Origin of the sequence: Paenibacillus sp. GSMTC-2017, from assembly GCF_016019935.1 — a bacterium.
Classification (GTDB): Bacteria; Bacillota; Bacilli; order Paenibacillales; family Paenibacillaceae; genus Pristimantibacillus.
Genome location: NZ_JAECMT010000005.1, coordinates 76,715 through 102,283, shown reverse-complemented (window position 1 = coordinate 102,283; position 25,569 = coordinate 76,715). Strand labels below are relative to the sequence as shown.

24 protein-coding genes are annotated in these 25,569 nt (G+C 40.3%); 8 read left to right on the top strand and 16 right to left on the bottom strand.

The genetic code is table 11. From position 1 onward, the window contains the following. Window positions 1-774, bottom strand: coding sequence for an AAA family ATPase (locus I6N90_RS19385; protein WP_197937308.1), 774 nt, complete (start codon window positions 772-774; stop codon window positions 1-3). A 47-nt stretch (window positions 775-821) separates the two neighbouring features. Further along, a complete protein-coding gene (locus tag I6N90_RS19380) occupies window positions 822-1,331 on the bottom strand; it encodes a CYTH domain-containing protein (protein WP_197937307.1) in 510 nt (169 codons plus the stop codon). Window positions 1,332-1,520: 189 nt separating this feature from the next. Here I6N90_RS19380 and thiD point away from each other — a divergent pair, with 189 nt between their 5' ends. After that, on the top strand, window positions 1,521-2,342 hold the full coding sequence (gene thiD, locus I6N90_RS19375; protein ID WP_197937306.1) for a bifunctional hydroxymethylpyrimidine kinase/phosphomethylpyrimidine kinase: 822 nt from the start codon (window positions 1,521-1,523) through the stop codon (window positions 2,340-2,342). A 301-nt stretch (window positions 2,343-2,643) separates the two neighbouring features. Next, a complete protein-coding gene (locus tag I6N90_RS19370; protein WP_197937305.1) occupies window positions 2,644-3,534 on the top strand; it encodes a DUF4358 domain-containing protein in 891 nt (296 codons plus the stop codon). Window positions 3,535-3,622: 88 nt separating this feature from the next. On the opposite strand, the gene I6N90_RS19365 is transcribed toward I6N90_RS19370, so the two are convergent. After that, complete coding sequence (locus I6N90_RS19365; RefSeq protein ID WP_197937304.1) at window positions 3,623-5,443, bottom strand: helix-turn-helix transcriptional regulator; 1,821 nt, start codon at window positions 5,441-5,443, stop codon at window positions 3,623-3,625. 75 nt (window positions 5,444-5,518) lie between these two features. Then, entirely contained in the window at window positions 5,519-6,115 is a 597-nt protein-coding gene (locus I6N90_RS19360; RefSeq protein ID WP_197937303.1) for a sensor domain-containing protein, read from the bottom strand. 260 nt (window positions 6,116-6,375) lie between these two features. On the opposite strand from I6N90_RS19360, the gene I6N90_RS19355 reads away from it, so the two are divergent. Continuing rightward, window positions 6,376-8,379 (top strand): serine hydrolase, encoded by a 2,004-nt coding sequence (locus tag I6N90_RS19355; RefSeq protein ID WP_197937302.1) that lies wholly within the window; start codon window positions 6,376-6,378, stop codon window positions 8,377-8,379. Window positions 8,380-8,478: 99 nt separating this feature from the next. On the opposite strand, the gene I6N90_RS19350 is transcribed toward I6N90_RS19355, so the two are convergent. Beyond that, window positions 8,479-10,482 (bottom strand): FAD-dependent oxidoreductase, encoded by a 2,004-nt coding sequence (locus I6N90_RS19350; RefSeq protein ID WP_232243171.1) that lies wholly within the window; start codon window positions 10,480-10,482, stop codon window positions 8,479-8,481. Window positions 10,483-10,582: 100 nt separating this feature from the next. Between I6N90_RS19350 and I6N90_RS19345 the strand changes: the two genes are divergently transcribed. Continuing rightward, on the top strand, window positions 10,583-10,933 hold the full coding sequence (locus tag I6N90_RS19345) for a YtxH domain-containing protein (RefSeq protein WP_197937301.1): 351 nt from the start codon (window positions 10,583-10,585) through the stop codon (window positions 10,931-10,933). Between the two features lie 108 nt (window positions 10,934-11,041). Here I6N90_RS19345 and I6N90_RS19340 read toward each other — a convergent pair whose 3' ends face one another. The 3 genes from I6N90_RS19340 to I6N90_RS19330 are packed head-to-tail and all read right to left on the bottom strand — an operon-like array spanning window position 11,042 to window position 12,738. Continuing rightward, the gene (locus tag I6N90_RS19340; protein ID WP_197937300.1) at window positions 11,042-11,818 is read right to left on the bottom strand and encodes a sigma-70 family RNA polymerase sigma factor; all 777 of its coding nucleotides are present in this window, start codon (window positions 11,816-11,818) and stop codon (window positions 11,042-11,044) included. Continuing rightward, window positions 11,815-12,261, bottom strand: a complete 447-nt coding sequence (locus I6N90_RS19335; RefSeq protein ID WP_197937299.1) for an ATP-binding protein — start codon at window positions 12,259-12,261, stop codon at window positions 11,815-11,817. Before I6N90_RS19335 ends, I6N90_RS19340 begins: the two co-directional genes overlap by 4 nt. A 36-nt stretch (window positions 12,262-12,297) precedes the next feature. Beyond that, entirely contained in the window at window positions 12,298-12,738 is a 441-nt protein-coding gene (locus I6N90_RS19330; protein ID WP_197937298.1) for a DUF948 domain-containing protein, read from the bottom strand. 159 nt (window positions 12,739-12,897) lie between these two features. Between I6N90_RS19330 and I6N90_RS19325 the strand changes: the two genes are divergently transcribed. Both I6N90_RS19325 and I6N90_RS19320 read left to right on the top strand, forming a co-directional pair. Next, on the top strand, window positions 12,898-15,675 hold the full coding sequence (locus I6N90_RS19325; protein ID WP_197937297.1) for an ATP-binding protein: 2,778 nt from the start codon (window positions 12,898-12,900) through the stop codon (window positions 15,673-15,675). A gap of 44 nt (window positions 15,676-15,719) precedes the next feature. Further along, complete coding sequence (locus I6N90_RS19320) at window positions 15,720-16,559, top strand: CheR family methyltransferase (RefSeq protein WP_197937574.1); 840 nt, start codon at window positions 15,720-15,722, stop codon at window positions 16,557-16,559. A 404-nt stretch (window positions 16,560-16,963) separates the two neighbouring features. Here the strand turns inward: I6N90_RS19320 and I6N90_RS19315 are convergent, their stop codons facing one another. After that, window positions 16,964-17,347 carry a hypothetical protein gene (locus I6N90_RS19315; RefSeq protein WP_197937296.1) on the bottom strand — a complete coding sequence of 128 codons (384 nt, stop codon included), beginning with the start codon at window positions 17,345-17,347 and terminating at the stop codon, window positions 16,964-16,966. A 299-nt stretch (window positions 17,348-17,646) separates the two neighbouring features. Here I6N90_RS19315 and I6N90_RS19310 point away from each other — a divergent pair, with 299 nt between their 5' ends. Beyond that, window positions 17,647-18,693, top strand: a complete 1,047-nt coding sequence (locus I6N90_RS19310) for an amidase domain-containing protein (RefSeq protein WP_197937295.1) — start codon at window positions 17,647-17,649, stop codon at window positions 18,691-18,693. 228 nt (window positions 18,694-18,921) lie between these two features. Here I6N90_RS19310 and I6N90_RS19305 read toward each other — a convergent pair whose 3' ends face one another. From I6N90_RS19305 to I6N90_RS19280, 6 genes are all read right to left on the bottom strand, one after another. Further along, the gene (locus I6N90_RS19305; RefSeq protein WP_197937294.1) at window positions 18,922-19,362 is read right to left on the bottom strand and encodes an ATP-binding protein; all 441 of its coding nucleotides are present in this window, start codon (window positions 19,360-19,362) and stop codon (window positions 18,922-18,924) included. Next, window positions 19,359-19,685 (bottom strand): STAS domain-containing protein, encoded by a 327-nt coding sequence (locus I6N90_RS19300; protein ID WP_197937293.1) that lies wholly within the window; start codon window positions 19,683-19,685, stop codon window positions 19,359-19,361. The genes I6N90_RS19305 and I6N90_RS19300 overlap by 4 nt, the downstream gene beginning before the upstream one ends. Before the next feature lie 74 nt (window positions 19,686-19,759). After that, on the bottom strand, window positions 19,760-20,434 hold the full coding sequence (locus I6N90_RS19295; RefSeq protein ID WP_197937292.1) for a hypothetical protein: 675 nt from the start codon (window positions 20,432-20,434) through the stop codon (window positions 19,760-19,762). A 122-nt stretch (window positions 20,435-20,556) separates the two neighbouring features. Continuing rightward, window positions 20,557-21,696 carry a SpoIIE family protein phosphatase gene (locus I6N90_RS19290; protein WP_197937291.1) on the bottom strand — a complete coding sequence of 380 codons (1,140 nt, stop codon included), beginning with the start codon at window positions 21,694-21,696 and terminating at the stop codon, window positions 20,557-20,559. 74 nt (window positions 21,697-21,770) lie between these two features. After that, window positions 21,771-22,199, bottom strand: coding sequence for a general stress protein (locus I6N90_RS19285; protein ID WP_197937290.1), 429 nt, complete (start codon window positions 22,197-22,199; stop codon window positions 21,771-21,773). Between the two features lie 92 nt (window positions 22,200-22,291). Then, window positions 22,292-22,453 (bottom strand): DUF1328 domain-containing protein, encoded by a 162-nt coding sequence (locus I6N90_RS19280; protein WP_197937289.1) that lies wholly within the window; start codon window positions 22,451-22,453, stop codon window positions 22,292-22,294. 86 nt (window positions 22,454-22,539) lie between these two features. On the opposite strand from I6N90_RS19280, the gene I6N90_RS19275 reads away from it, so the two are divergent. Next, a complete protein-coding gene (locus I6N90_RS19275) occupies window positions 22,540-22,692 on the top strand; it encodes a hypothetical protein (protein ID WP_232243170.1) in 153 nt (50 codons plus the stop codon). Here the strand turns inward: I6N90_RS19275 and I6N90_RS19270 are convergent. Further along, window positions 22,682-25,393: a hypothetical protein gene (locus I6N90_RS19270; protein ID WP_197937287.1), complete on the bottom strand. Its 2,712-nt coding sequence runs from the start codon at window positions 25,391-25,393 to the stop codon at window positions 22,682-22,684. The genes I6N90_RS19275 and I6N90_RS19270 overlap by 11 nt on opposite strands. Window positions 25,394-25,569 lie beyond the last annotated feature (176 nt).

Sequence of the window (25,569 nt, the reverse complement as noted above, 5' to 3'; positions counted from 1 at the left end):
TTATTCATCCTCATCATCAACGAGAAGGTTCTGTAGCATACGGTCTCGATTATTTAGAAACTGTTTAGTAATGATGTAATGATCCGTCTCTTCCCAAGTCGTCTCTTCAATGCCATTAGCATTTAATTGGTAGATTGTTGCGTCTGGATATGCTAACAATATTGGAGAATGTGTCGCAATAATAAATTGAGAGTTATCCTTTATAAGATCATGCATTCTAGCGAGCATCGTTAACTGTCTAGATGGCGACAGTGCCGACTCAGGCTCGTCCAAAATATAAAGTCCGTTCCCGCCAAATCGATTAAGAAAGGTTGCTAAGAAGGATTCCCCATGAGATTGTTGATGGAGTGACTTACCACCGTAAGAGTCGATGATAGGCGGTCCTAGCTGATAGGGTTCACGATCTAGTTCGTCTATATTTGTTGCTAAATTATAGTAGGACTCCGCTCTGAAGAAAAAGCCATCTCGTGGCTTCCTTGTCCCGCGAACTATTTTTAAATAATTGTGAAGCTCGGAATGTGTTGCTTCCGTCTGGAACGTAAAATTTTTCGTCCCACCTTCGGCATTAAATCCAAGCGCCACTGCTATTGCCTCCATCAAGGTAGACTTGCCTGAGCCGTTTTCACCAACTAAATAGGTTACTTTGGGGTGAAGCTTGAGATCGCTCAACTCCCGGATCGCATCCAAATTGAATGGATATTGCTTGAAAGAGGGAATCTGCTCCCTCATTAATTGGATGTTTCGCAAATAACTCCCTCTGTCATATATGGACATAGGGTAGCCCTCCTTTCTTCGCAAAGCTTCGGCAGGTCAGATATACCCTACTTTCCCTGCCACTTCTCACCTTGGAGCTGCTTCCATACGGTCTTGTTGCTATATTGCTTTTGAGAGCTTATATCTTCCCCGAACCATGCTGGTGCTTGGAATGCATTGGCCTCATCAAGTGACGAGAACTCGACTTCCAGTACAGTTAACTGTATCTGATCATAGTTGTCGATTTCAACCGTGATATCGTTCCATTTCGCAGTTACCCGATCCTTGGTCAGTGGTTTGAAGCCAAATGCTGCTACAACTTGATTATAGATTCCTTCCGAAACTTCATATTCTACTTCTTCGCGAACTAAGCCATTTCCCTTTTTGAACGTATGTGTGTAGCTAATCTCACCAGAGGGTTGTTCAACAATGCGGCGTACTCTTAGTTCTTCATTATCATCCATTGCTAAATAGGTTTGTTCGATTCGTTGTTCAAGGTGAACAACCATTTCACCACTTATTATTAATTCCTTCGGAAATTGCGGTAAAAGAAACTTTCGTTCGATCTCCATAGACATTTCTGACACTTCTCCCTTGTTACTTATATTGTGAGAGCACGTGATGTGCCGCTTATATGATTCCAACCTACCAAAATCGAGAGGGCATAGCAACTTTAAACGGTTCGATTTGAAATAATTCCATTTTATTCAAGGCGTGCGCTTGTTACAATAGTACTAAATGATTTATAAGTCAGGGGCAAAGTAACGATGATTTCTTCTACCTATATACATAAGGCATTGACGATAGCGGGATCAGATAGTGGCGGCGGTGCTGGCATTCAAGCCGATCTTAAAACATTTCAAGAGCTAGGTGTTTATGGTATGTCAGCGATAACAGCAATAACCGCTCAAAACACGCTCGGCGTACAAAGTGTATATCCCGTTGAAAATAATGCTATATCCGCACAGCTTCAATCGATTGGCGATGATCTTCCACCATATGCGATTAAGACAGGTATGCTCGCGAATGCAGATGTAATTAAAATAGTAGCTGAAAATATGAAGAAGTACGGTTGGCGTAATCTCGTCATAGATCCCGTCATGATCGCAAAAGGCGGGACTTCCTTACTTGCTCAAGAAGCGTTGGATACACTCATTGCTAAGCTCATTCCTTTGGCTGAGGTCGTTACACCCAATATTCCAGAAGCAGAAGTACTTACTGGAGTAAAGATCGTGACTCTCGAAGACCGTAAGGAAGCTGCAATGCGACTTTTCGCTATGGGGGCAAATGCAGTTGTTATGAAAGGTGGGCATGATCCCTCTACAGGGGATGTTGTAGTAGATATGTTGTTTGAAAGGGATGAAGTCTACACATTCGAAAGCCCCCGTATAAATACTCGTCATACACATGGTACGGGGTGTACATTTTCTGCTGCAATCACAAGTGGTCTTGCTATTGGGGGCTCACTATTGGATTCAGTGACAAGAGCGAAAGCTTTTATTGATGCGGCAATCGAACATCAATTAGGATTCGGTGCTGGACATGGTCCAACGAACCACTTCGCTTATAAGAGAGTAAATAGGGATTAATTGTAAGCAGTAGTTCCAAACAAATGATTGATTATTACTCACTAGTGCTCATTCTCAAGCTGCAAGAGTCGTTTTGACCCTTAGCTTTAAACCTACGTAACCAACTAATCTGACCCTCAGCATGTGAATCCCATACAGTCATTACGCGTTATTTTTACATATGACGGGACTCAAAGTAGAAAATGTATGCCAAATCGTACTTTTTTTTGAACAACCCGTATTAATCAGTTGCTACTGCAACCTTTGGACTTGTGTGGTCGTCTGTTGTTCGACTTCATAAGACCTAAGGAGAGAAGTGAGCATGATTAACAACAAGAAACTGTTCAAAACGATGGCCGCAATAACGATAGTTTTATCGCTATTAGTGACCGGTTGTGGCAACGGTAACAACCCAGGAAATGCCACCGCTACAAACAATCCAGCCGCAAATGAATCGACTGAAACAGGTGCAGGCAATAGTGATGGAGGCAAAGATGCAGAAGCTACTGGAAAACCTTCCACAGAACCAGAAGCATCCAAGAAACCTACTGAAACACCCTCAGTAGAAACGACTCCACCAACTGCAACTGAGAAGCCTTCTGCAAAACCGTCGGACAAGCCAACTGAAAAACCAACAACAAAGCCGACTGACAAACCAGCAGTTTCACAGCCTAAACCAACGGAGAAACCTTCAACGTCGAACCAAAACACGAAACCTACTGAGAAACCGTCGACTTCTAAGCCTAGCCCGAAACCGACTGAGAAACCAAAACCAACAGAAAAACCGAAGCCAAAACCAACACCTAAACCAGAAGCGGCTGATACGGTAAAAGTTTCTGATATTGTAGATAAAATTATGGAAGATGTTCAACTACCGGTGTTAATGGAAGTAACAGGTGAGCAAATAAGCGACTCTTATTACTTCAAGCCGGATGAATTAACAACTTCTGGTGTGTATAATCAAGCCATGATGAACACGAAAGCAACAGAGCTCGTTGTTGTTAAGCTGAAGTCGGATAAAAATTATGAAGATGTAAAAGATGGGCTAACAAAACGTGCCGAAGATATTATAAAAACATTTTCTACATATTTGCCTGACCAGCACGAAGATGCAAAAAACTATCAAATCATCCGAAATGGTAACTATGTACTTCTATCCATCTCCCATGATCAAGAAAGCATCAAAGCGGCGTTTGATAGTTTCTTTAAATAGTATATAAAAAAGAAGATGATTCCTCGTGTTGAACGGGAATCATCCTCTTTTTTAACCTTATACTCTGTAATAAAATTCCTAAAACCATTCAATTCACTTTTAGAAGACCAGCTGCAACTACCTTTTGAACGGCCTCTTCCCGATTGCGTACATCCAACTTAAGGTATGCGGAAGAAGCATAATTGCGTACTGTCCCGTCGGATAAATAGAGTTTTGAAGCTATCGTTTTGTAACGAAGTCCTTGTGCAACTAGCTGTAATATTTCAAGTTCTCTGGCTGTTAAATCGTATGAATCCATTACAACCTTACTTTCATTCTCGGTGAATGAACTATCCCTTTCCTCAAGCATCACTTCTGACTCGCCAAACAATTGATTAGATATAAATGGTGCAATAATTGTTCCCCCACGATAGACGAGACGTATCGTTTCAGCTAACTCGCGTGGCCCCATAGACTTTAATAAATATCCATCTGCACCACTTCTCAGCACTTCCTTTGCTTTTTCCTTATCCTGAAAAGTAGTAAGAACAAGAACTCGGACTGCTGGCCAATTCTGTTTGATCAACTTAGTTGCTGCGATTCCGTCTCTATTCGGCATATCCAAATCCATTAGAACTACATGCGGCTGTAACTGCTCGCAATATTCTGTAGCCTGTACCCCATCTTCAGCCATTCCAACGACAAGCAAATCACGTTGACCTTCTAACAACGTTTTTAGACTTTCTCTTATGAAAGGTTGGTCATCAACTACTAGCAATCGTATCATCTCGTTTGGCTGTGCCGTTTGCCTTGGCAACGTACATGTAACGACTGTGCCCTCACCAACTTCAGAATAGATCGACACTTGACCTTGAAGATTGCTTGCACGTTCTTTCATTGCCCTCAGTCCAAATCCATCCTGTAACTCCGCTGTCCCTAGACCGTTGTCTTGTACTTCAAGTCTAGTTTGTTGCTCCTCAAATTGAAGAAGGACAACGAGCTCTGTAGCTTGACCATGTCTTACTGCGTTCGTTAAGGATTCCTGTAAGCAACGATATAAAGTCGTATGAGCTAGTTTAGTTATCGTTGTTTCTTCCCCTAATGTTCGAAAACGGACGACGACGTTGGAATTGGATTGAAATCCATCTATAAGGTCCTTCAAAGATTCAACCAGTGTTAAACGATCATGCGGTGTTTCTAGTTGATGTACAAACCCTCTGCCTTCATCCATACTTTTGCGTGCTAAGCCGAGCAAAGCCTCTAGCTTCGTTTGACCCTCACTCGTCATAAGTTCAGTTCTCAGCGTCTCTAAGCCCATAATGATAGACGCATAAGAATGGCCTAACGTATCGTGCAAGTCTTTCGTAAGACGGTTACGTTCTTCACTTATGGTTACTTTTTCAATTTGAGATACATACTGCTCTAGTACTGCATGTTGATGACGAATAATTCCATTCTGCCGATGATTGACTACGAGTAGATGAAAAGCAAACCCAATTGTATAGGCTATTCCCATGTTTAAAATCAATTGTAATAAATCATGGTGCGAGGCAGCCGCATTTATAATAAGTGGAATGGCTAAAACAGTAATTGGAGCCGACCATCGATAAGATTGTTTTGCGCTATTGGCAGCAATCATAACGGCAGGAATCAAAAAAGTCGTATACGCTTCAGGGAAGATCATACTTAGATATAAACTTAAACCTCCAGAAAGCACCATTTCAGATACAAGATAAAATTTATAGTTAAACAGCAAACAAAGCCACGGGATAGAAAAGGCGATAATCTGCCAAATTATCATTACCCAAATCGGTATCGTTAATTGATCATGCTCATCTACCATTGCGAAAATGACAGAAACACTAGCTAAAATTCGAAATAACAGCAATACCCAATCATACCAAAACCATTGTTTGACTACATCAAACATGTGTAGCACCTCACCTATGCGTCATCCTTACCATACGTAATAGTATAGAGTATTCACTCTCCAGGCGCATCCTGATTAAGCAGACTCGCCAGATATCGCCTTAACCATGTATCGTGTATATCTTCCAATCCATTGTGTGATGCCTTTACCTAACCACCCGCCAATAAAGGCAAGTACAATACCTGCTAACATAACGATTAAAGAATGTTCCAACGTATCGATTGTCATCGTCATAATTTGAACATTCACAAATGGAACAAATAAAGGCGCTGCAATAAAGGCAAGCGGCATAATATAGAATAGGACAGCGCATAACAGACTTATCCAGCCTACGAACAGCTTTAGCATTAACCAAAATATAGCACGCCAGTTGCGTTGATCTATAAGCTCTCGCTTAGCTTGAACCCACAACGATCCTTCTACTTGTAGTTCCACATCTTTCAACTCTATTGTTAGATCCGTGTAAATTTTCGTTTGTGTACGTTCATATCGAACGAACTTCCGTGCTGAACGCATGACATACGTTAATATCGGTATCCCAATTACCGTAAACGACATACCCAATCCAAATGTTAACGTTACTAAATAGAAGCAAAAATAAAATAGACCAGAAATAAAAGTAAAGAACAAAAAGATTACGTTTTGCATGTTGTTTAACAATAACTTTTTCAAAAGAAATGCACCTCCAGAGTTTTGTGAAGCCCTTATATCCTCTGCAGTTTAAACGTCAAACCCTCTCTATTCCTAGTGTCAAAACGTCATATGACATGTAACAAACTTCACTTTATGATAGGTAGTGAAAGGAGTGACAGAAGGTAACTTGTTAGTATGACACTCCTTTTGTGATACTCGTGAAGCAGCGAAAGTCATTCAATGTGCAACTCTGAATGGCACCCCGCCAGCCTATTTCAAACACATGAGGAGAAACACACATGAATACTAACATTCGTAAAATCAGTCTCGTCGCCTTACTTTCATTGACTACTATATTTACAGCCTGCACGGCCCCCGTTTCCAATCGAAATACTAGTCCAGTCGCATCTCAGATATCGAATGAGGTCAGCACAAAAGTTAAGTTAAACCCACAAGAAATTGAGAGCTTTATAGATCCTGTATTTGAAAAAGCGATGAAGAAACACAACGTAAATGGATCCAATTTCGTCGTTGTTCAAGATGGTGAAGTGCTCGTGAGTAAAGGGTATGGCTTTGCAGACAAAGAAAAAAAAATTGCCGTAGATAAAGATACCGTGTTTCAAATCGCATCTGTTTCAAAAACATTTACTGCTTTAGCTGCACTGCAACTCGTAGAAGGTGGGAAAATGGAGCTAGATCGAGATATTCAAGACTATCTCGGGGGAATGAAAATACCTAACAAAACAAATACTCCGCTTACGTTAAACCATTTGTTAACTTACACAGCAGGATTTGATTACCCGGATAAATCCCTCTTTTTAGATCCTAAATTTATCGATCAACATATTCCGATGAAGGAAGTTATAACAGAAAATATGCCTACAGTTGTTCGAAAACCTGGCGAAGCTTATACGTATGACAATTTTGCTTTTTTATTGGCTGGCTATGCGATTGAAAACGTTAGCGGTAAATCATACTCGCAGTATATGGAAGACAATGTGTTTAAGCCATTAGGGATGAATTCTACAAGTTCTCGATTTACGCCCGAGTTGTTGAGTAGAATGGCCACAACTTATGGACCGGATGGCAAACCCCATCCAGTATCTGGACATGCTCCTACAGATGGTCCTCAGGGCAGCATTTTATCAACAGGAGAAGATATGGCGAAATATTTGATTATGTTTCAGCAGAAGGGAACAGTTAACGGCAAGAAGATCATTAATGAAAAAACTGCGGAACAGATGCAAACCTACTCCGTATTTGCAGACAAATCAATTCCTATGACTACAGTTGGCGGGTTTGAGGGTTATCTCAATGATATGATGAATGGCCACCATGTTGTACTAAAAGGCGGGAACCTGCCTGGTCATCAATCCTTGATTGTGCTGTTGCCGGAGAAAAACGTTTCCTTCTACATGTCCTATAACAATGATACGATGATGAGCTTAGAAGTATATGAAGCATTTATGGATCAATATTTCCCTGACGAACGAGAAGTAGAACAACCGAAGTACATTCCACTAAGCGAGAAGGATGCAGATCAATATGTTGGCACTTATTTGAACACAAGATTCTTTTTCTTGAATTCCAACTTCACTTACGGGGATGGCAACCTCATTATGGAGACAGGAACAAGTGGCAAACATACGTTAAAAATGGTTCACCCACTGTTGTTTGAAGATGAGGCAGGCAATAAATTGGCCTTCAAAAAAAATCAACACGGTCAGATTGAATATTTTTATTATACAAATCCCAATGGTCTTGATTTTGGTTCTGATGCACGTAAGGTTCATAGTAAGCCAGCATTCAATGATGTCCCTAATGATAGTGCATATTCGTCGTACATTAACAATCTACATGCGCGTGATGTCCTATTTGCCAAAGAGGGCAATAACTTTGATCCTAAAGGCACAATGACACAAGGCGAGTTTATGGACACAATTATGATTGCTCATGGCTGGCATGGATTTCCTGATATGATTGAAGGTCACAAGAAGCAAATGATAACTGGTATTCCTGCTGTTGATAGAAATGCAGTCATTACAAGACAAACAGCTGCAACTATGATTCAAAATTTAAAACAAGCTAAGCTTGAGCGAGACATTAAACTTACTGACGAGACTGCTCCATGGGCAACTGATGCAATTACAGCACTTATTTCCCAAGGCATTGTAGATCCCGATACAAAAATAAACGAAGACGGTTCAGTCAACTTCCGTTCGCAACAGCCGCTGCTTCGTCAAGAAGCAAGCGCCTTACTTGATCTTGCATTTGGATATTATGCTCTGCCTCGTACACCTTAAGAAACAAATGTAACGATAATAATAACGAAAAGGAGATGATTCCTCTGTGATGCTTACAGAGTAGTAATCATCTCTTTTTATGCCCATCTGCTCTATTTCTCATTCATATACTACGCCCGCATAAAACGCAACAACATCACGGACAAGCATAAAAGAATCGCCATTCGTTATCGCTCGTGGATCAGCAATACCTGAGATCGTCTCTTGTGTTACCCAACCTCGCTTCAACAGCTCATCAACCGCATACGTAGGTGATATGTCTACCCCTGCCATTGCACAAAGTGTATACGCTGCTTGTTTCAAGCTAACGGGCTCTTTATCATTCCTCATAACCGGCAACGCTGTTTCGGGATCTCCTTTGAAGTAAGCAGGATGCATAGTGGATAACCGCAACATCATGTTACGATATTGCGTCCCTTCAACTACCCCATTCAAATTCCAACGCATATTGTCGTAGCCACCGATTGTCATGTTCATACTTACCGCAGCAAGCAATCCTTTATAATCTTTATGCTTCGCATATTTTGGCAACTGGAGTTGATTCATCGTCAAATCCATACCTTGATTCACTAAACGCTTTTGCAACTCAGCCACTAATTTCTTCGAATTAGACAGTTCGCGGAGCGTAATCCCCTTCTCTATCGCAAGCTTAACCGCTGCACCAGCCGCCTCACCCGTTGCCATACCAAGCGGAATAACACGTGCACTGCCATGGGGCAACGAATCAAAACTTGCTGATCTACCCACCACTAGCAGTTGCTCTGCACGAAGTGGCACAAGTGTCCGAAATGGAACACCATATTGCTGAGGCGACATCATAATTGCACCTGTATCATCATGGCTAAGGCGCTGTATATCAACATCATAAGAACCGTAAGCAATAGCATCCCAAAAGTTACGATTTTGCATCACATCTGCCATCTTTAGACGATACTCTCCATTTATATGGCGACTTTCACGGAAATACAGTTCAGGCGCAGTATCTACATATTGTAATTGCCTCATCTCTTTAAAATTAGACTTCAAAAATGAGACAATCCGCGGCGCTTCCTTACGTCCAATTTCAAAGCCTTCTTCAATAGAAACAGGGTCCATCGGATCAATTCCAAAAATATGCATCGCATTTATAAGGATAGTATCATCATTTTGTCGACCAATATTCAATCCTCTTAAACCTACTCGCTCAGGATCTGTTGACTTGTAATCTTTTGCAGCAAGGAAACCCCAAGCACTCATCTTATCAATTCCTGTATCCGCTCGCTTGCCGAATGATCGCCAAATGCCATCCGTAACCCCACTCATCTTAAACACTAATGTTACGGCCATTCTTGCCTCAGGATTACCTAAGTCTTCACGACCAACGGTAAATGGAACACCTGCTAAAGCAGCAATATCCCCGTCTTGCGTTGCATCGATTACTGTATTCGATTTAACCGTATGTTTTTTCCCCGCTTCATCTGTAATGATCATACCTGTTACAAGTGTGCCATCCATAAATGGCTTCATTGATTGTACTTTTATGAGTAGATCGATATTCGATTCTGCTTGCACCATCTTTTGAAAGGCAACAGCCGCCGTCCCAACATCGATAGAAGTTCCTTCAAGCTGGTTATACCATTCCTCGAAAATACCTCTGTTCAAAAAATGATGTTTTCCCGGAATTGTGGACCGCACAGGTGAATAGTTCAAATCGAGTGAATTCAGCCAACCAAGTGTAATGAGGCCTCCTAATCGATCCCGATTTTTCCCATCAACAAGTAATACCTTTAGCCCGTTTCTCGCTGCTGATACCGCTGCCGCTACTCCTTCAGGGTCGGTACCTGCAACGATTACGTCATATCTTTTGTTAAATTTTGAATCTGTTTGAATAGAGGGCTGAATAACTTCGGCTGGATGCCCCGTTTCACCCGAGTCACTTTTTCCCTTTTGCCATAACAGAATTGCGGAAATGCCGACAATAATTACGATAACGATGCCAATAAAAAGTGAGTTCCTTCTCTTCGATGCCAAGCGTGCATCCACTCCTCCTACGTTTCCACTATTATTCTGCAAATTCCTAATTTTATCTTTCGCTTTAGTTGGTAAAAACATGAATTGTTTCATTTGCATAAATGAGGCATTTGTTTGAATAATGGCAAAACGGTTTATAGAAGTAGTAGAAGGCATTAAGCCTTAATTCAATAGGAAAAAGGAGAGATCGTGTATGACCAAACTATCCGGAGGAAACGGGATACTTATCGGCGCAGTGGTCGGAGGTGTTGTTGGCGCAGCGACAGCTCTGCTACTAGCTCCCAAATCGGGAGAGAGGCTACGTGCCGATCTGTCCAATCAAATTCAAGCAATCGGCAAACGAACGATAGAGCTAAAAGAAAGTATATGTTCTCAAACAAAAGAAGCAATCGAAGAAGCTGTAGAAGACGCATGTGAATCCACAGTTGTTAACTCAATGGCTCCAAAGGAAAAAGATATGGTGAAACTAGGCAAAGAAATGGACGCCATGCCAACCAACACCGAATTGGTTAAAATGGGCTTACAGCCTGATCCCGCGCAATAACCCCGCTCAATTGAGCAACATATACAAACAAAACAGCCTCCAATCTGATGCAATCAACAGATTGGAGGCTGCTTTATGCCACAATTAAATACAAAAAAAGCGGAGGCTTCATCCCTCCGCTTGCTCTATGTCTAATAGCTCCTTAAGCTTCTCAATTGCTCTCCGCTGAATACGTGACACACTCATTTGTGAAATACCTAGCTGGTCCGCAACTTCACGCTGAGATAGTCCGCTTGAATAAACTAACGTTAACACCGTCTGCTCTTGCGATTTCAGTTCCGAAAGCGCCTCCATTAGATCCATTCTTCCTTCTAATGAAAGTAAGTCATCCGATTGTGAAGGAATCATATCTCCTATCGTTGCGGCGCTTTCTCCTTCTGAAGAAAGCGGGGTATCAAGCGATACATATTGATAAGATTCCCTCGATGTAAGTACTTCGATTGTTTCCTCTACGGAAAGTTCCAAGTAAGCCGCTATTTCCTCTACCTTTGGGGAGCGCCCTAATGAGACAGTCAAATGATCGATTGCTTTCTGAATGAGCAATCCCTTTTCTTTAATTCGACGCGGAACTTGTATGTACCATGATTTATCGCGCAAATAGTTTTTCAAATGGCCGATGATACTTTTCATCGCATAACCTTCGAATGGAATTTCACGCTCAGGTTCAAATTGTGCCAGAAGACGCAACATCGACATCTGCCCGACTTGGAATAGATCCTCATATAAATCGGGTCTACTCCGTGACATCTTTCCTGCTGCCATTTTAACAATTGATTCATAATGCAGTAATAGAGTCGTAGCACTATCATTACAGCCATCTATTTGATAACTCTTCATTAATTCTTTCACTTGTTGCGGGTGTAAGCTAGAGGATTGCTCCTTCATACCAGTTCCCCACTTCTGCTCATGCGCTTAGTAAGTACAACCTCCGTACCATATTCTGTACTGACCTCCACCTCATCCATTAAAGCTTGCATCATAAATATGCCTAATCCTCCAGCTGTCACTTCACTAAGAGGAGATTGATGTATAATTGACGTTCTCGTTTCAGTACCACGATGTTCATTGCTATTTCCATAATCCCGCACCGTAATAACTAACGCTTCTCCGTTCCACAGAAAAGTGATGTCAACAGAACCTGCATCGGCATCCCCTTCATAGGCATGTAAAATCGCATTGGAACATGCCTCGGTTACAGCAACTTTCATATCCTCGATCTCTTCGAATACGAATCCATATTTGATAGCTACCCCATATAGAGCAGACCGAACGATATCCAGGTAATCGGCTTTCGCCGGTATCGATAAATGGATGGGTCTATTTTTCATCGTACACATTCCTTTCTACTTCTAATCTAGTATAACTTAATTTTGCTTTAGCCTGTTCCATATACGGAGTGTTGACGCGACCCCATCTGCAATCGCACTAACTATTTTATTTTCTTCTGCATGTACTTCATTGACGCTACCATTACTGGCCTTCACACCTGCAATCGCCCCTGTAGCCGCTTCTTTCATAGTAGCAGTTAACGTTTGGGTTACTTCCCCTATATCGCTAACACTTTGGAACAAACCATCCAGCTCCTTCAATTTATCACGAACATCCTGTGTAACAGCCCCAGTTTGTTGAACGATTTCTTTCGCTTCGAGACTCATTTCAATAATCTCAGATCGCAATTTGACCATCGTTATACTTGCCTCTTCCATTGTCTTGCCGGCTAACTTCAACGTGTTGTAAACCGCATAAAGTAACAAAAGAACGGCCAACGTTATAACTACAGCACATACTCCAATAATCGTATCCATAAGCGTCATCTCCCCTTATATGTGTTAACTACCCACTTCCGTAGCCTTTGAAACATTTCATACTTCTAGTAGAATGGTTGGGTTACGATAGCTTCATGGTATAATAGAGTCAACTATTACCTATTTGGATTACTCATCTTTAAGTAGAAGGAGGACATTATGTTTAAAAAAATTAAACCTAGCATTCGGTTTAAAATAGCTATCGGCTATATTCTCATTATTTGCTGCTTAGGCGGGGCTATTGTCACAGTGACAGAACGTATTAATACGTTACAATACGAAATCGAAACGATTACAAGTCGTGATATCGAAATTCATAATCTCATTACGACGATCCGCTATAACGTAATCAATATGGAAACGAGCCAGCGGGGATATATCATTACAGGCGATAAAATCTACCTAGAGCCATATCGTGAGGGCAAGTCGCAATGGGAATCCAATTACAACAGCTTGTTTGCACATCTATCCAGCGACCCGAGCATCAAAAAAGATTTAGAAAACATTAAACTGACGATCGAGCATTGGATTGAGACGTCTGGTGAATATACGATTCAATTAAGAGAACAAAATGATACGAATGGCATTATGACCTTTTTTACAAATGATAGTGGCAAACAAGACATGGATCGTTTGCGCGAGCAGCTGGAATCATTGCGATTCGATCAATTAGATGCAACAAAAGCTTACATTACAGAAATAAATAATCGGAATGAAATGTTAACGTTAAGTCTTTACGGCATGTTGTTTCTAGTTGCTATCATTGCTTTTTTTATCGTTTCTTTTGTTTCAAATGCGATCGTAAAAACGATCCGGCAAGTATCGAATACGATTACAGAGATTTCTGACTCACGCGGTGACTTGACCAAACGAATTCACGTAAATACAAAAGATGAAATTCGAGATTTGGCCGAAGCAACTAATGGCTTGCTAGAAATGCTAGAATCACAATCTTGGGTTCAGACACGAGTTGCTGAAGTGGCTACGATGAATCAAGGAATGAATGATTTAACCGAGTTAGCTCGTTCTTTTTTAAGTAAAGTTGCTCCGATGGTGGGAGCTTCTTATGGCGTTTTCTATGCTAATAGAGGTTCCGGTAAACGACAAAGACTAGAGAAAGTAACCGCATATGCCTCTATGGGAGATGATAGAGGGAAATTTAGCTTTAAGCTCGGCGAAGGTCTTGTTGGACAATGTGCAATGGACAAAAGGACTTTCCTACTTAACAAGCCTAAAGACTATGAAGCACACATTAAATCAGGTTTAACTGAGCTTTCTCCGCAAAATGTGCTGGTCGTTCCGGTAGAGTTTGAAGGAAAAGTAATTGCAGTTATTGAGTTCGCTTCATTAGAGCCGTTTACTTCGCAGCATCTGAAACTGCTAGAGCAGATTGAGGATCATTTCGGCGTTGCGATTGATAATGTTGGAGGGCGAATGGAAGTCGTTAGACTTCTGAGCGAGTCACAGGCGATGACAGAAGAACTGCAAGCACAAACAGAAGAGCTACAGGCGCAATCCGAGGAGTTGCAGATGCAGCAAGAGGAAATGCGGATGACGACGGAGCATTTGGAGGAACAAAATCTGTTTGCTGAACAGAAAACAAAAGAACTTGAGCAAGCAAAAGAAGAGCTGGAGCAATATGCTGAGCGTCTGAAACAAAGTGCAACGTACAAAACGAACTTCCTTGCCAACATGTCTCATGAGCTACGCACACCGCTCAACAGCATACTCATTCTTTCTCAATTGCTTTATGAAAACGAAAATAAATCGTTACTAGATGAAGAAGCAAACTACGCACGCGTCATTCATTCATCAGGAAATGATCTACTCACTCTTATCGATGATATTTTGGACCTATCCAAAATCGAAGCAGGCAAAATTGAGTTAGTGATGGATGAGGTTAACTTAACAGAAGTTCCCGAGTACATGCGACTAAGCTTTGATCCAGTTGCTACTAAGAAGGATATCACTTTCCACATCGAGATGCAGTCTACTCTACCGAAAGTCATGTATACGGACGGTCAAAGATTGCAACAAATATTGAAAAACTTGTTGTCTAATGCATTCAAGTTTACAGAAAGCGGATCTGTTACACTTAAACTCCATTCCGCGGACCCTTCTGTTGCTGAGCGTATGCCGCATGTTGGAACTCAAGAGCTGTTAGCTTTCTCCATCATCGACACAGGCATTGGCATACCTAAAGATAAACATGAACTTATATTCGAAGCATTCCAACAAGTAGATGGCAACACAAATCGGGTATACGGCGGAACTGGCCTTGGTTTGTCCATATGCAACGAATTTGCGCAGTTACTTGGAGGCATTATTTCGGTTGAAAGCGAGCTTCATAAAGGAAGTACGTTTACACTCTATTTGCCGCTTAAACATGATGCTGCTCTAGCAGAGCTAGAGTACGCTGAATTAGAGGCTGCTGTAAGTCATGAAGCTAGCTCAACTTCGTCTATCACTTACGCTAAGACAGAAGTAGGTCGCTCAAAGGCTGAATCCTCTACCTTGGACATTTCTTCTGGCACAGATGAAGCATCCATATTTTCTGGCAAAAGAGTCCTTCTCGTAGAGGATGATGCACGTAACGTATTTGCTATGGTGCAAACACTTGAGAGCAAGGGGCTGCAAGTCGTCGTCGCAGACAACGGAAAAGTGTGTATGGATATCGTGGCGGAAGATACTAACTTCGATCTCATCTTTATGGATATTATGATGCCTATAATGGATGGCTTCGAGACAACTAGAGCACTAAGACAACATCCTTTTATGAAAGATAAGCCTATTATTGCACTTACTGCAAAAGCGATGAAAAGTGATTTAGAAAGTTGCTTGGAAGCTGGTGCATCTGATTATATTAGCAAACCTATACAAACCGAACAGTTATTTTCGCTTATGCGTGTATGGCTGACAAAGCAGGTGGAACATTGAAACATGCGGACAAAACAAATCCTTTTGGCAAATTATCAGAAGAAATGACTGTACTTGATGGTCGTGAGGAACTTACAGAGCGCGAGGAATTAGAGATTGATTTACTACTCGAAGCGATTTACCGAATACGCGGGTATGACTTTAGAAACTACTTACGTTCTTCACTTAGAAGAAGAATTCGAAATCGAATGACGATAGATCAACTGCCTACTGTTATAGCAATGGTCGAAAAAACACTTTATGAGGAAGGTTATTTGGAGAAACTTCTTGAAGATTTTTCGATTAAAGTAACGGAGATGTTTCGTGATCCTAGCTTCTTCCTTGCTTTCAGGAGCGAAGTTGTACCATTGCTCAGAGAGCATCAAAAGCTTCGCATTTGGCATGCAGGCTGTGCAACAGGGGAAGAAGTTTACTCCTTGGCGATATTATTACAAGAAGAGGGACTTCTAGAGCGTACATCGATCTATGCAACGGATATGAGTAAAGAAGCTATTACTCTAGCGAAGGAGGGAAAATTCCCTCTTAAGCGGATGCAAGCTTATACTAAAAACTATATACAAGCAGGCGGCGTTCAAGAATTTTCCGCTTATTATCGGGCCGATCATTCTCATGCGCAAGTACTTCCTTCCTTACAGGAGAAGATTACTTTTGCCCAGCACAATCTTGCAACCGATGGTTCTTTTAACGAATTCCACGTTATTTTATGCCGTAATGTGTTAATTTACTTCAACCCTGAGCTCCAAACTCGTGTTCATGCCGTTTTAGCTGATAGCCTTGCACAAGACGGCTTCTTAGCTCTAGGCAGTAAGGAGTCCTTTCTATCGATGCATAAAGCCCGCTTCGAGGAATATTTGCAAGAGGAGCGGATTTTTCGCAAACGGTAAGATAGATGGCCCAAACTGGGGAGAAGGGAGCTTTAAGCTTCCTTCCTCCCATACAAACGTATATCAGATTGTTTAACAATTGATTTCTTAGTCCACTTCGAATGTAGGTTTAAGCTCCACAATTGTAATACTTATACCATTCCTCGTATTTTCCATTTAGCTTAAACCACAACTCATAACTTATTGGCAAATGTATTTCTTGTTTATGGAATCATAATTAATCTTCTTTTTATCAAATTTACTAGTCACTTTGTTATACTTTCCTTTTATGAATTAACAAAGAGTTCGGTGCTTTCATCTACAACGTCAATAATTTGAAGGTAATTAGTATTAGAGCACTGTCCTTGATCGTTGACATAATTGACTGTATTACAAATAGAACCCATTACAAAGTAATTAATAAGTTAAGCCTGGATGGTAACCCTTGTAGCTATCCATTTTCCCTTTTTCAAATTCATTTTAATTATAACCTTTTCATTAAACCCTATATCACCGTTATTATAATAATTATAAGTTGTGACACTGGCAGTGAAAAAGAAATGCAGAGGAATAAGATTCGATTTATAGGAGTGGTGAGCGGGATTGTATTCATCTTCATAACCACCAATTCTATTAGAAGGATTTATAGTATTATAGACATCTTCGGTCATGTAATTTTGGTACTCCAAATTTGGTTTCATTCCTGCTTCTAGCACTTTTTTAGCCTGTCCACTTATCATATGTCCCACTGAAATATAACAGAGTATGAAAAAAAATATAAAAATGTAAATATAGATTTTCTTTTTCATTATAATGCCTCCTCTAAATAGTTTTTCTGATATAAGCTTGGACTTACGTGGACGAACTTAAACTATGATAGTTTATGTCCCCTCCCTCTAACAAATTAGTAGATTCACTGAACAAAATAAACAATACCTTAATTTGTGAGCAGAATACAGACATTAGTCTATACTCCTCGGATTCAAGTCAAACAAAACAATTAAATACATAAAATTATTATATTTACAAAATATAGGTTTTATGTATAAAATGTATTTTTTCCTGTATCATATCATAAAAGGGAACAAATTAAAAAGGAGGGTACAAAATGAAGAAAATTAGTAAGGTTTTTCTCGCCATCTGTCTTATGATAGGTATCATTCCAGCAATTTCAGTCAGTGCAATCGATCAGACTCTATCAATCGAAACATTAAATGGAATTGTTGAGCAACAATTGAAAGTGAGAGCGGACAAAGTTAATAAAAGAGACAAGTCATTGGGGGAATATGATGAGGCAGTATCTTTAATCGCTCTTATGGAAGGACATGGTGAAAAATTAAAGAACTACGAGTATAGTTTCACAACACATAAGATTGAAAATGTGCAAGGTAATATTGTTATAACAGGTTATCTGGTTCAAACTTTTTTCTGGGAAGGAGAGTCACCAGAGTCAGCAATGGGTGATGATGTGAGTTTTGTTATAAATAAAACAAAGAAAATTAATAAGGTGAATTATCCTCAATCATTGGTCAAAGCATCTGAAATTGTAAATAAAGCAAATTCACTAAAAGCTACTTATAATTTTGATGAGAATACAACGAAGAAAACAGAGGTTACAACTTTGGCTTCTAACTCTTGGACTCCATATACATATAATGGAACTAAAGCTGCTGAATATGCATCGAAATATGCCATAAATAACAATAGCTCACAATACTATACATTTGGAAATGATTGCACCAACTTCGCCTCACAAGCTCTTTTTGCTGGTGGGATTCCTATGCGAAAAGATACAGGGCCACATGAAAGTAGACCTAACTGGTGGATACAATTCTACGATGCTGGTCAGTTTTTATATGCTGTGCCTTGGGTAAATGCTAATGAATTCTATTTAACCATTCGCGGGACTAATACGATTGATGGATATGAGGCAAGTACTCCTCAAGCATTGTATTTGGGAGATATTATTAGTTACGATAAGGGTAATGATTTAAACATGGATCACACAGCAGTTGTTACAAGTTTTGTAAATACACCTACACAACATACTCCGCGTGTTTCTTACCATACGACAAATAGAAAAGATGTGTCATGGGATTATTTTATTCTTAATACTCCTGGAACTGTTACAGCTGAATTTACTAGAATACAATAGAAACTAATTCTATCAATTAAAACAAAATATAACTCGATAGAATTATGAAAATGGTATTTGCTCCGGTACGTCCTTCTAGCTCCAACCGGAGATTTATCCTTGGGTTCCTTCAGGTTCAACTAACGATAGGCACCCCTTTCTTACGCTATGATTACTACTAAATACAATATTCTGAACCAAAACCTTACAGATAGCTCCTATGCTTGGCGCATATAAAGAAGGAGGCCATCAATGTTGGCCTCCTTCTGCTATTAAAAATTTCGTTAACCGAACTTCCGTTTCACCTTCACTTGATCGTACGTTAACTTCATCCATTAATGCTTCCATCAAGTAGATACCAAGTCCGCCTACACGCAATTCTTCCGCAGTCTCTCCTTGAAGCGGCTCTGCTGCTTGAAGTGCTTCCCCGTATTCAAACTGCGGTCCATTATTTCGAATGCCTATAACGAGTGAAGCATTCGTCGGCTCAAAAGAAACTTCGATGTCACCCGCGCCAGCATCTCTATTGCCATAGAGTACCGCATTATTGCATGCTTCCGACACAGCAACTTTCATATCCTCGATATCCTCATAAGAGAATCCAATTTTCGCGGCAATTCCGTAGAGACATATTCTGACCAAGTCAATATGGTCTGCACTTGCCGGTATCGTCAATTTAACCGTGCTCATGCCTCTGCCTCTTCTATCAAATATTTCGATATTCCTGTTAGATCAAACAATCTCTTAATTGGTGCAGGAATTTCTCGTACATAAAAAGGTGCGTTCAGCCGATCTCTCGTTTTAAGAATAGAAACAATAATTCCGATTCCTGTACTATCGATATAAGTTAACTTGCTCAAGTTCAGTATTAGTGTAATATCTTCACGTTGTAAAATTGGCTCCAAGGCGCTATTCAACTGTGGAACAACGGACAAGTCAAGTTCACCTGCTAAATACAGTACGTGCTGACCATTTGTTTCTTCATGAACTATTTGAAAAGGTTCCACTTTCATCGTTCTCTTCACTCCGCTCTCTTGACTAATATATATAATCGTAACAAGTTATATCTACGAAGACAATGCTTCTATTAGACTGATGCAATATGATAATAACTAATAGATTCAAGTTCTCCAGTATCATTGTTTATAAATAGCTTCAGCAATGCTTCTTCCCTTTGAAATACGATGCCATCATCAGCAATATAATCAGGAGTACCTAGCGCCAAGCTAATAGCTTCAACCGTAGCTGCAATTTGAACATCGTCGATAAACAATTTATCAATAGCAGGGTCATATTCAACATATCTAATCTCATCCTCATAAAATGCTACTCTCATAGATGGATAATAAAAGATCGTTATTTCATTAAAAATCTCATCCTGCTTTATTTCATCGGGCTGACCTAGTTTCTCCACCGTTGATTTTCGAGTATCGTATAAGGTCAAGCTATTTACCGTTTCTAGCGTATATTCAAACTTTCGCCCATCCGAAACAGTTTCATTTGTAGCAAGCTCTACTTCTTGTGCCACAATGTTTATACTTTCTGTAACTGGCTCATTTGTATTCGTATTTGCTTCTTGGTTATCTACTACTAGTGGTGTCTCTTCAAAAACAGGTGTTTCCTCAAATACTGTTATTTCAGGTTCTACTATTGTTAGTTCCGACTTAGCTACATGACTCAGTGAAGAACCGGCATGTTGCTGCACCGCATATCCACCCAATATACCGCTTATCATCAAGGTAATTAAAATGATTATTTTCATCTGAATGCCCTCCCTACAATTAGCGAATCAAAGTCACTATATTACTGTATAAACCAATCGGCGACATTTGAAACAACAATTTATATACAGGATCAGAAAAATATTAACCATCTTTCACTATTCTATTTGATCGAAATACGAACCATACAAATATCATCTCGTTGTGCACTGTCGTTCGTACCTTGCAGCAGTTCCTCTACGATCTCTGACGGGCTTTTGGAGGCGAATGTTCTTGTCAGGTCAACAATCTTGCCCCTTCGTGCTGCATCATCACTCTCTACCATTTCTTCTAGCAGACCGTCTGTATACAGAATAATAGAAGTTTCTCCTTCGTAACTGATCGTTCCTTTTGCAACATCAATGTTTTCAAACAGACCAATTGCAGGAGCCGATGGTTCAAGTAATGCTGCACCTGATTCCGTAATGACAAGGCCAGGAGGATGCCCGGCATTTACATATTCAATCTGCTTGCTCTCGGTATCTACAACGACGAAAATCGAAGTAAAATAATAGTTAAGCAGTTCATCGGAACGATAGAGTTGTCCCATATAACGATTGAGCTCTCTCATTACTTTCTCTGGATCTGTTACACGCGTAATCATATCTTTCAGCACTGATGAAATAAACATACATACTAATGATGATGAAATGCCGTGTCCCATCATATCTAGCAGTATAACGCCATAACGATGTTTATCGATTCGGAACCATGCATAATAATCTCCCGCAAGCTCAAATGAGGGCTGATAAACTGCTGCAATATGTATGTTCTCATCCTCAATTGGGGCACTGAGAACGCTTCGTTGTACTTGTTTAGCTAAATCCAGCTCGTATTTAATACGTTTATCCTGCTCCTTGTGCCAATCTTTTTCGTATTTCAATCTCAGGGCAGAGCGGATACGTGCCAACAGCTCAAGCTTATTAATTGGTTTCATCACATAATCACTTGCTCCAGCGTCTAATGCTTCAGCTAACTTATTGGAATCCCCAACTGCCGTGACAAAAATAATCGGAACATCGCGATAACGCTCCTCGGTTTGAATACGTCTGCAAGCTTCGAGTCCATCTATCCCTGGCATCATCATATCCATAAGAATGAGATCAACACCTTCTTCTGCTCTGTAGGGCGTATCCAGATGAAGCAACTCATACAATTGTTTTGCGGAAGAAGCGATAAGAAGATTGGAATAGCCCGCTTTATTTAAAATAGTTTTGATGATCAACTGATTCGTTACGTTATCATCTACGATTATTATACTCATCTGCTTGTCCTCCTATGACCATTTACTAGAATAGAGACAGGTATAGCCTACCCTGTTGGGTAGGCTATTACAAGTTATTTAATAGGAGGCTGGCCATGATGGAACATCATGTAAGGATGGAAATAGATATCCCGATCATAATCATCCTCTAAATATTCTCTGCCGCCCCAAGCGATAACTACAATTCGATCATGGTCCATCTCGCCTTCTAATCGATCTGCTTCTTCCTTCGATATTCCTAAGGAACGCATCTTGGCTCTAAGTTCGTCACCAGTAGAGCGGAATAAATTAGCGATAGCTGTTCCAAGACCCTCTTCTGATATGCCGATCTGCTCTGCGTCTGTCCGCTCCGCTATACGTTTCGTTCTCGTTTTGTCATGCGTAAGCACGAATATACGATCTTCTATATATCCTTCTCTGCGGAATTGCATTACCTGTTTCTGTACTTCATCACTCGTCATCACCGTATGCACCTTAGTTACTGTAGTATTTGTTGTAGTCATAATAAATCCCTCCAGATATAGTTTGATAAAAAATGTTTACTCTTTGTTACATCTTGTTCCGTGAGAAATATGCCGTAATTACTTTGTGCAACCTACACTCTTCTTCTTCCAAAAATTAGAGATGCCAAGAACAATATGATGAATATGACGAATAGTATCTTGGCTATCCCTGCCATCGTGGATGCGATACCCATAAATCCGAATATCCCTGCCACAATAGCGAGTAGGAAGAACATTAACGCCCAACCTAACATTGGAATCACCTTCTTTCGTTTTGTTAAGCCTGTTTCGTTGTGATGTCATTTCCGCTAGCTTGTTAGATATATAACCACGTTTGACGATGTTGAAACAGACGTCCGGCAAAACTACTAACTGGCGAATGAGCTCAAATGAAAGAGGCGCTGTTCCAAAGGTAGATTACTCTACTAATGGAACAGCGCCTGCACTTCTAATTCAAGCCGATATCATTTCAGTAATTACATTTAATGTTTAAGATTATCTTTAATGAGTACACCGTTTAAACTGATATCGTAATCAGATTTCTCTGTCTCCAGTGTACCAAAATCGTGGAACATCCATTTATTATCTTCAATTTTCAATATTGCATCCAGATAAGCAATCATCCCGATACCATTCATTAAGTTAAACGCAAATGTAACACGAATATTGCCAAACTTGTCATAGCTAGTACGGACTGGAAACTGTGCGAATGCTTGAGACGGATTCCCTGCTGCTTCGCTTTCTTCAAAAGCTGACTTCATACGTTGGAAACCTGGACTGTTCCATGCTAATTCTGTAAACATAGCGCGGAGCTGCTCTTTATTCATATGTTCTACTTTAGGGTCACCCATATCTAAACCCAATGCACGCTCAAGTAGCGACAAATAATGATCCGTTACATAATAAAGCGACTCGGCTTCGGCACTTACATCTCTTAGATTCGTTAAAGTAAATGTACGCTCTTCTATATCTAGCCTCCATTCAATCTCCAGTAATTTCTCGTTTAGTGATGATTCTACAATGAGATTTCCCTCACGAAGTGCATGTGTACCTAGTTCTGCGACAGGGATCGTTTCCAATCTTGTCATACCATCAGTAGAAGCATATTGAAAGTTAAGCGGGAATGCTTCTCCTTCCCAAGTAATCGCATATGCGTAAAGCTTGTTATAGTTCCTGTCATACACTTCACTAAATGGGAAATCAACCGGCTGAAAGAGCAGAAGATCGAACCCTTTATACGGAATGACACGCATACTCTCTAGAGGAGATTCCAGCTTCAACTCGAGCTTTTCCAACGTCTGTAAAGTACGCTTTACCCCTTTTGCATTCGTAAACTCAACCTCATAGTCACCGTAGTACTGATACGCCGTGTCCATTTTCGATGACTTCTCCTCTTTAGCTGATCGCAGGAACAGCTTTCCGTATCTGCTTTTCCCTACCAATCGTGATGAGCTTGTTTCATTTGTCTTTACGCTATCATCTGTATCCTTCCACCACTCCCTGCTGGATGATATCCATCCGAAAGCACCAGTAGGCAACACAGGAAGACCTTCTGCATTCCTAACCATATCGGTCGTCGTTGTTTTGTAAACAAAGTTGTTGCCTCTGCTTTCTTTACGAATGAGCCAGTCCCCGCTAATCATTTGTAACCTTATTTCTTGTTCATCGGATACTAACTGTAACTGCTTTAGTTCATCATTCCAGCGGAACACTAATTCTGAATTGCCGCCCCATACAGTTGTATATAGTTGTCCATCTGTAATGAATGATCGTCCCTTCACATCTGGAGACCACACCTTCTTGCTATTGCGGTCAATAACGACAAAAGACTTGGAATCATATGCAAAACCATTATGAATAGGAACAAGCACAGGCTTCACGAGAAGTGTTGCATCCTTTATAGACTTATAAGTCGTCAGCTTTCCAGATCTGAGATTGTATTCTTTATAAACAATCGTTCCCTTTATCCAACCTCCAACTTCATTATGAATTGATCGATAAGTTTCGATTAAAAGACTATTTTCATCAAGCCAGCCAAATACACTCATTCGCTCTCCTGTTCGAGAGGATGACTTCAATGTTCGAATTAACTCACCGTCACGGTTATAGAACGAAATATATTCAGCAAACACAACACTACTATTATCAAAATATGTACTCTGCGCTCTACTAGCATCAGCATACTCTTGAAAAAATGAAGTTCCTTCCTCATTCCACACAATTCCGGGATCTGTAAGCGTCATAGAATCATCTATATGGATCGTATTTAACGTCTTCCTACTTAATGTGTCCACGAGTGTAAATTGATTTTTAGTTATAATCTGATTTTCCTCTACAGATTGGTATACGAATCGCTCTAAGTCAGGAGAAGGAAATAATAGCTCTCTCGGTGGCTTACTTCCTTTATCTCCATAAGCAGGATAGAGACTGCTTCCACTATGAGTAACTGCAAGCGTATCTAATTGGAATAACCATGTTTTTCCTAGAAAACTAGTAAGCAATATTTTGTTAACTTGAGAATTGTCTCGTTGCGCATAATGAGCGCTCACAAGAAAGTCTTCTTGGTACTCTTCACTATCCATAGCAACTTTCCAGAAAGACTGAACCACACCATTAACTTCACCATTCTCTACATTCATGACAACTAAATCGTAAATAAGCAAACCATTTTCGATTCGATTCTGAGTAAAGACAACTTGCTTATCATTAATCAACTTCAACTTGTGATTAACTAGTTGATTGATTTCATCTACTATGTATGCCGGGTACACCTTAATTTCCATACGATCAGGACGAACAACAACTACATCGTATCTACGCTTAATTGCTTCCGTACCATCAAGTGCTTGTAAGTCACGCTCAACTAAATGAATGATAGTGCCGTATGAACTCTCCTCAGCTACACTTCTTGCAGACAAAGATCCATCATCGATTGCAAGCTTAAACCCTCCGTCAACGACAGAAGTCTTCACTTCTAATTTAGGATAGCCTTTTAATTCCTCGATACTGCCCACTACAGGTTTAGCGACTGCAACTTCTGGTGCGGGAGTTACTTCAACTTCTGTAACAGATTCCATAGATGCGATTGGTGTATCTACTTGTCCATTAAAATTTTCTTTTTCGATCGTTTGTATAACGAGCACAATAATAATGAAAATAGATACCATCATTAAATAGATCAGCGATTTATTCATTGCTCAGCCACCTACCCGAAAAGGATCAATTCATTCATCTTAGACGAAAGTTGATTGAAAATGTTTCCAATAACTACTTTGCAGAGGCAAAATATGTTACATTTCATTTCATTCCTATTATATAATAGGGACGTCCCATCGGACTAAACGCTTAATGCGCGTTGACTATAGGAATG

Excerpts from the sequence above, each read along its gene's own strand:
- I6N90_RS19305 (WP_197937294.1), bottom strand. The coding sequence starts at position 19,362 with ATGAGCACGGTTAAATTGACGATACCGGCAAGTGCAGACCATATTGAC.
- I6N90_RS19350 (WP_232243171.1), bottom strand. The coding sequence starts at position 10,482 with ATGAAACAATTCATGTTTTTACCAACTAAAGCGAAAGATAAAATTAGG.
- I6N90_RS19295 (WP_197937292.1), bottom strand. The coding sequence starts at position 20,434 with ATGAAAATAATCATTTTAATTACCTTGATGATAAGCGGTATATTGGGT.
- I6N90_RS19335 (WP_197937299.1), bottom strand. The coding sequence starts at position 12,261 with ATGAAAAATAGACCCATCCATTTATCGATACCGGCGAAAGCCGATTAC.
- I6N90_RS19285 (WP_197937290.1), bottom strand. The coding sequence starts at position 22,199 with ATGACTACAACAAATACTACAGTAACTAAGGTGCATACGGTGATGACG.
- I6N90_RS19320 (WP_197937574.1), top strand. The coding sequence starts at position 15,720 with ATGACTGTACTTGATGGTCGTGAGGAACTTACAGAGCGCGAGGAATTA.
- I6N90_RS19290 (WP_197937291.1), bottom strand. The coding sequence starts at position 21,696 with ATGAGTATAATAATCGTAGATGATAACGTAACGAATCAGTTGATCATC.
- I6N90_RS19380 (WP_197937307.1), bottom strand. The coding sequence starts at position 1,331 with ATGTCTATGGAGATCGAACGAAAGTTTCTTTTACCGCAATTTCCGAAG.
- I6N90_RS19345 (WP_197937301.1), top strand. The coding sequence starts at position 10,583 with ATGACCAAACTATCCGGAGGAAACGGGATACTTATCGGCGCAGTGGTC.
- I6N90_RS19385 (WP_197937308.1), bottom strand. The coding sequence starts at position 774 with ATGTCCATATATGACAGAGGGAGTTATTTGCGAAACATCCAATTAATG.
- I6N90_RS19340 (WP_197937300.1), bottom strand. The coding sequence starts at position 11,818 with ATGAAGGAGCAATCCTCTAGCTTACACCCGCAACAAGTGAAAGAATTA.
- I6N90_RS19365 (WP_197937304.1), bottom strand. The coding sequence starts at position 5,443 with ATGTTTGATGTAGTCAAACAATGGTTTTGGTATGATTGGGTATTGCTG.
- I6N90_RS19275 (WP_232243170.1), top strand. The coding sequence starts at position 22,540 with ATGTTGAAACAGACGTCCGGCAAAACTACTAACTGGCGAATGAGCTCA.
- I6N90_RS19325 (WP_197937297.1), top strand. The coding sequence starts at position 12,898 with ATGTTTAAAAAAATTAAACCTAGCATTCGGTTTAAAATAGCTATCGGC.
- I6N90_RS19355 (WP_197937302.1), top strand. The coding sequence starts at position 6,376 with ATGAATACTAACATTCGTAAAATCAGTCTCGTCGCCTTACTTTCATTG.
- I6N90_RS19270 (WP_197937287.1), bottom strand. The coding sequence starts at position 25,393 with ATGAATAAATCGCTGATCTATTTAATGATGGTATCTATTTTCATTATT.
- I6N90_RS19280 (WP_197937289.1), bottom strand. The coding sequence starts at position 22,453 with ATGTTAGGTTGGGCGTTAATGTTCTTCCTACTCGCTATTGTGGCAGGG.
- I6N90_RS19370 (WP_197937305.1), top strand. The coding sequence starts at position 2,644 with ATGATTAACAACAAGAAACTGTTCAAAACGATGGCCGCAATAACGATA.
- I6N90_RS19315 (WP_197937296.1), bottom strand. The coding sequence starts at position 17,347 with ATGAAAAAGAAAATCTATATTTACATTTTTATATTTTTTTTCATACTC.
- I6N90_RS19330 (WP_197937298.1), bottom strand. The coding sequence starts at position 12,738 with ATGGATACGATTATTGGAGTATGTGCTGTAGTTATAACGTTGGCCGTT.
- I6N90_RS19310 (WP_197937295.1), top strand. The coding sequence starts at position 17,647 with ATGAAGAAAATTAGTAAGGTTTTTCTCGCCATCTGTCTTATGATAGGT.
- thiD (WP_197937306.1), top strand. The coding sequence starts at position 1,521 with ATGATTTCTTCTACCTATATACATAAGGCATTGACGATAGCGGGATCA.
- I6N90_RS19300 (WP_197937293.1), bottom strand. The coding sequence starts at position 19,685 with ATGAAAGTGGAACCTTTTCAAATAGTTCATGAAGAAACAAATGGTCAG.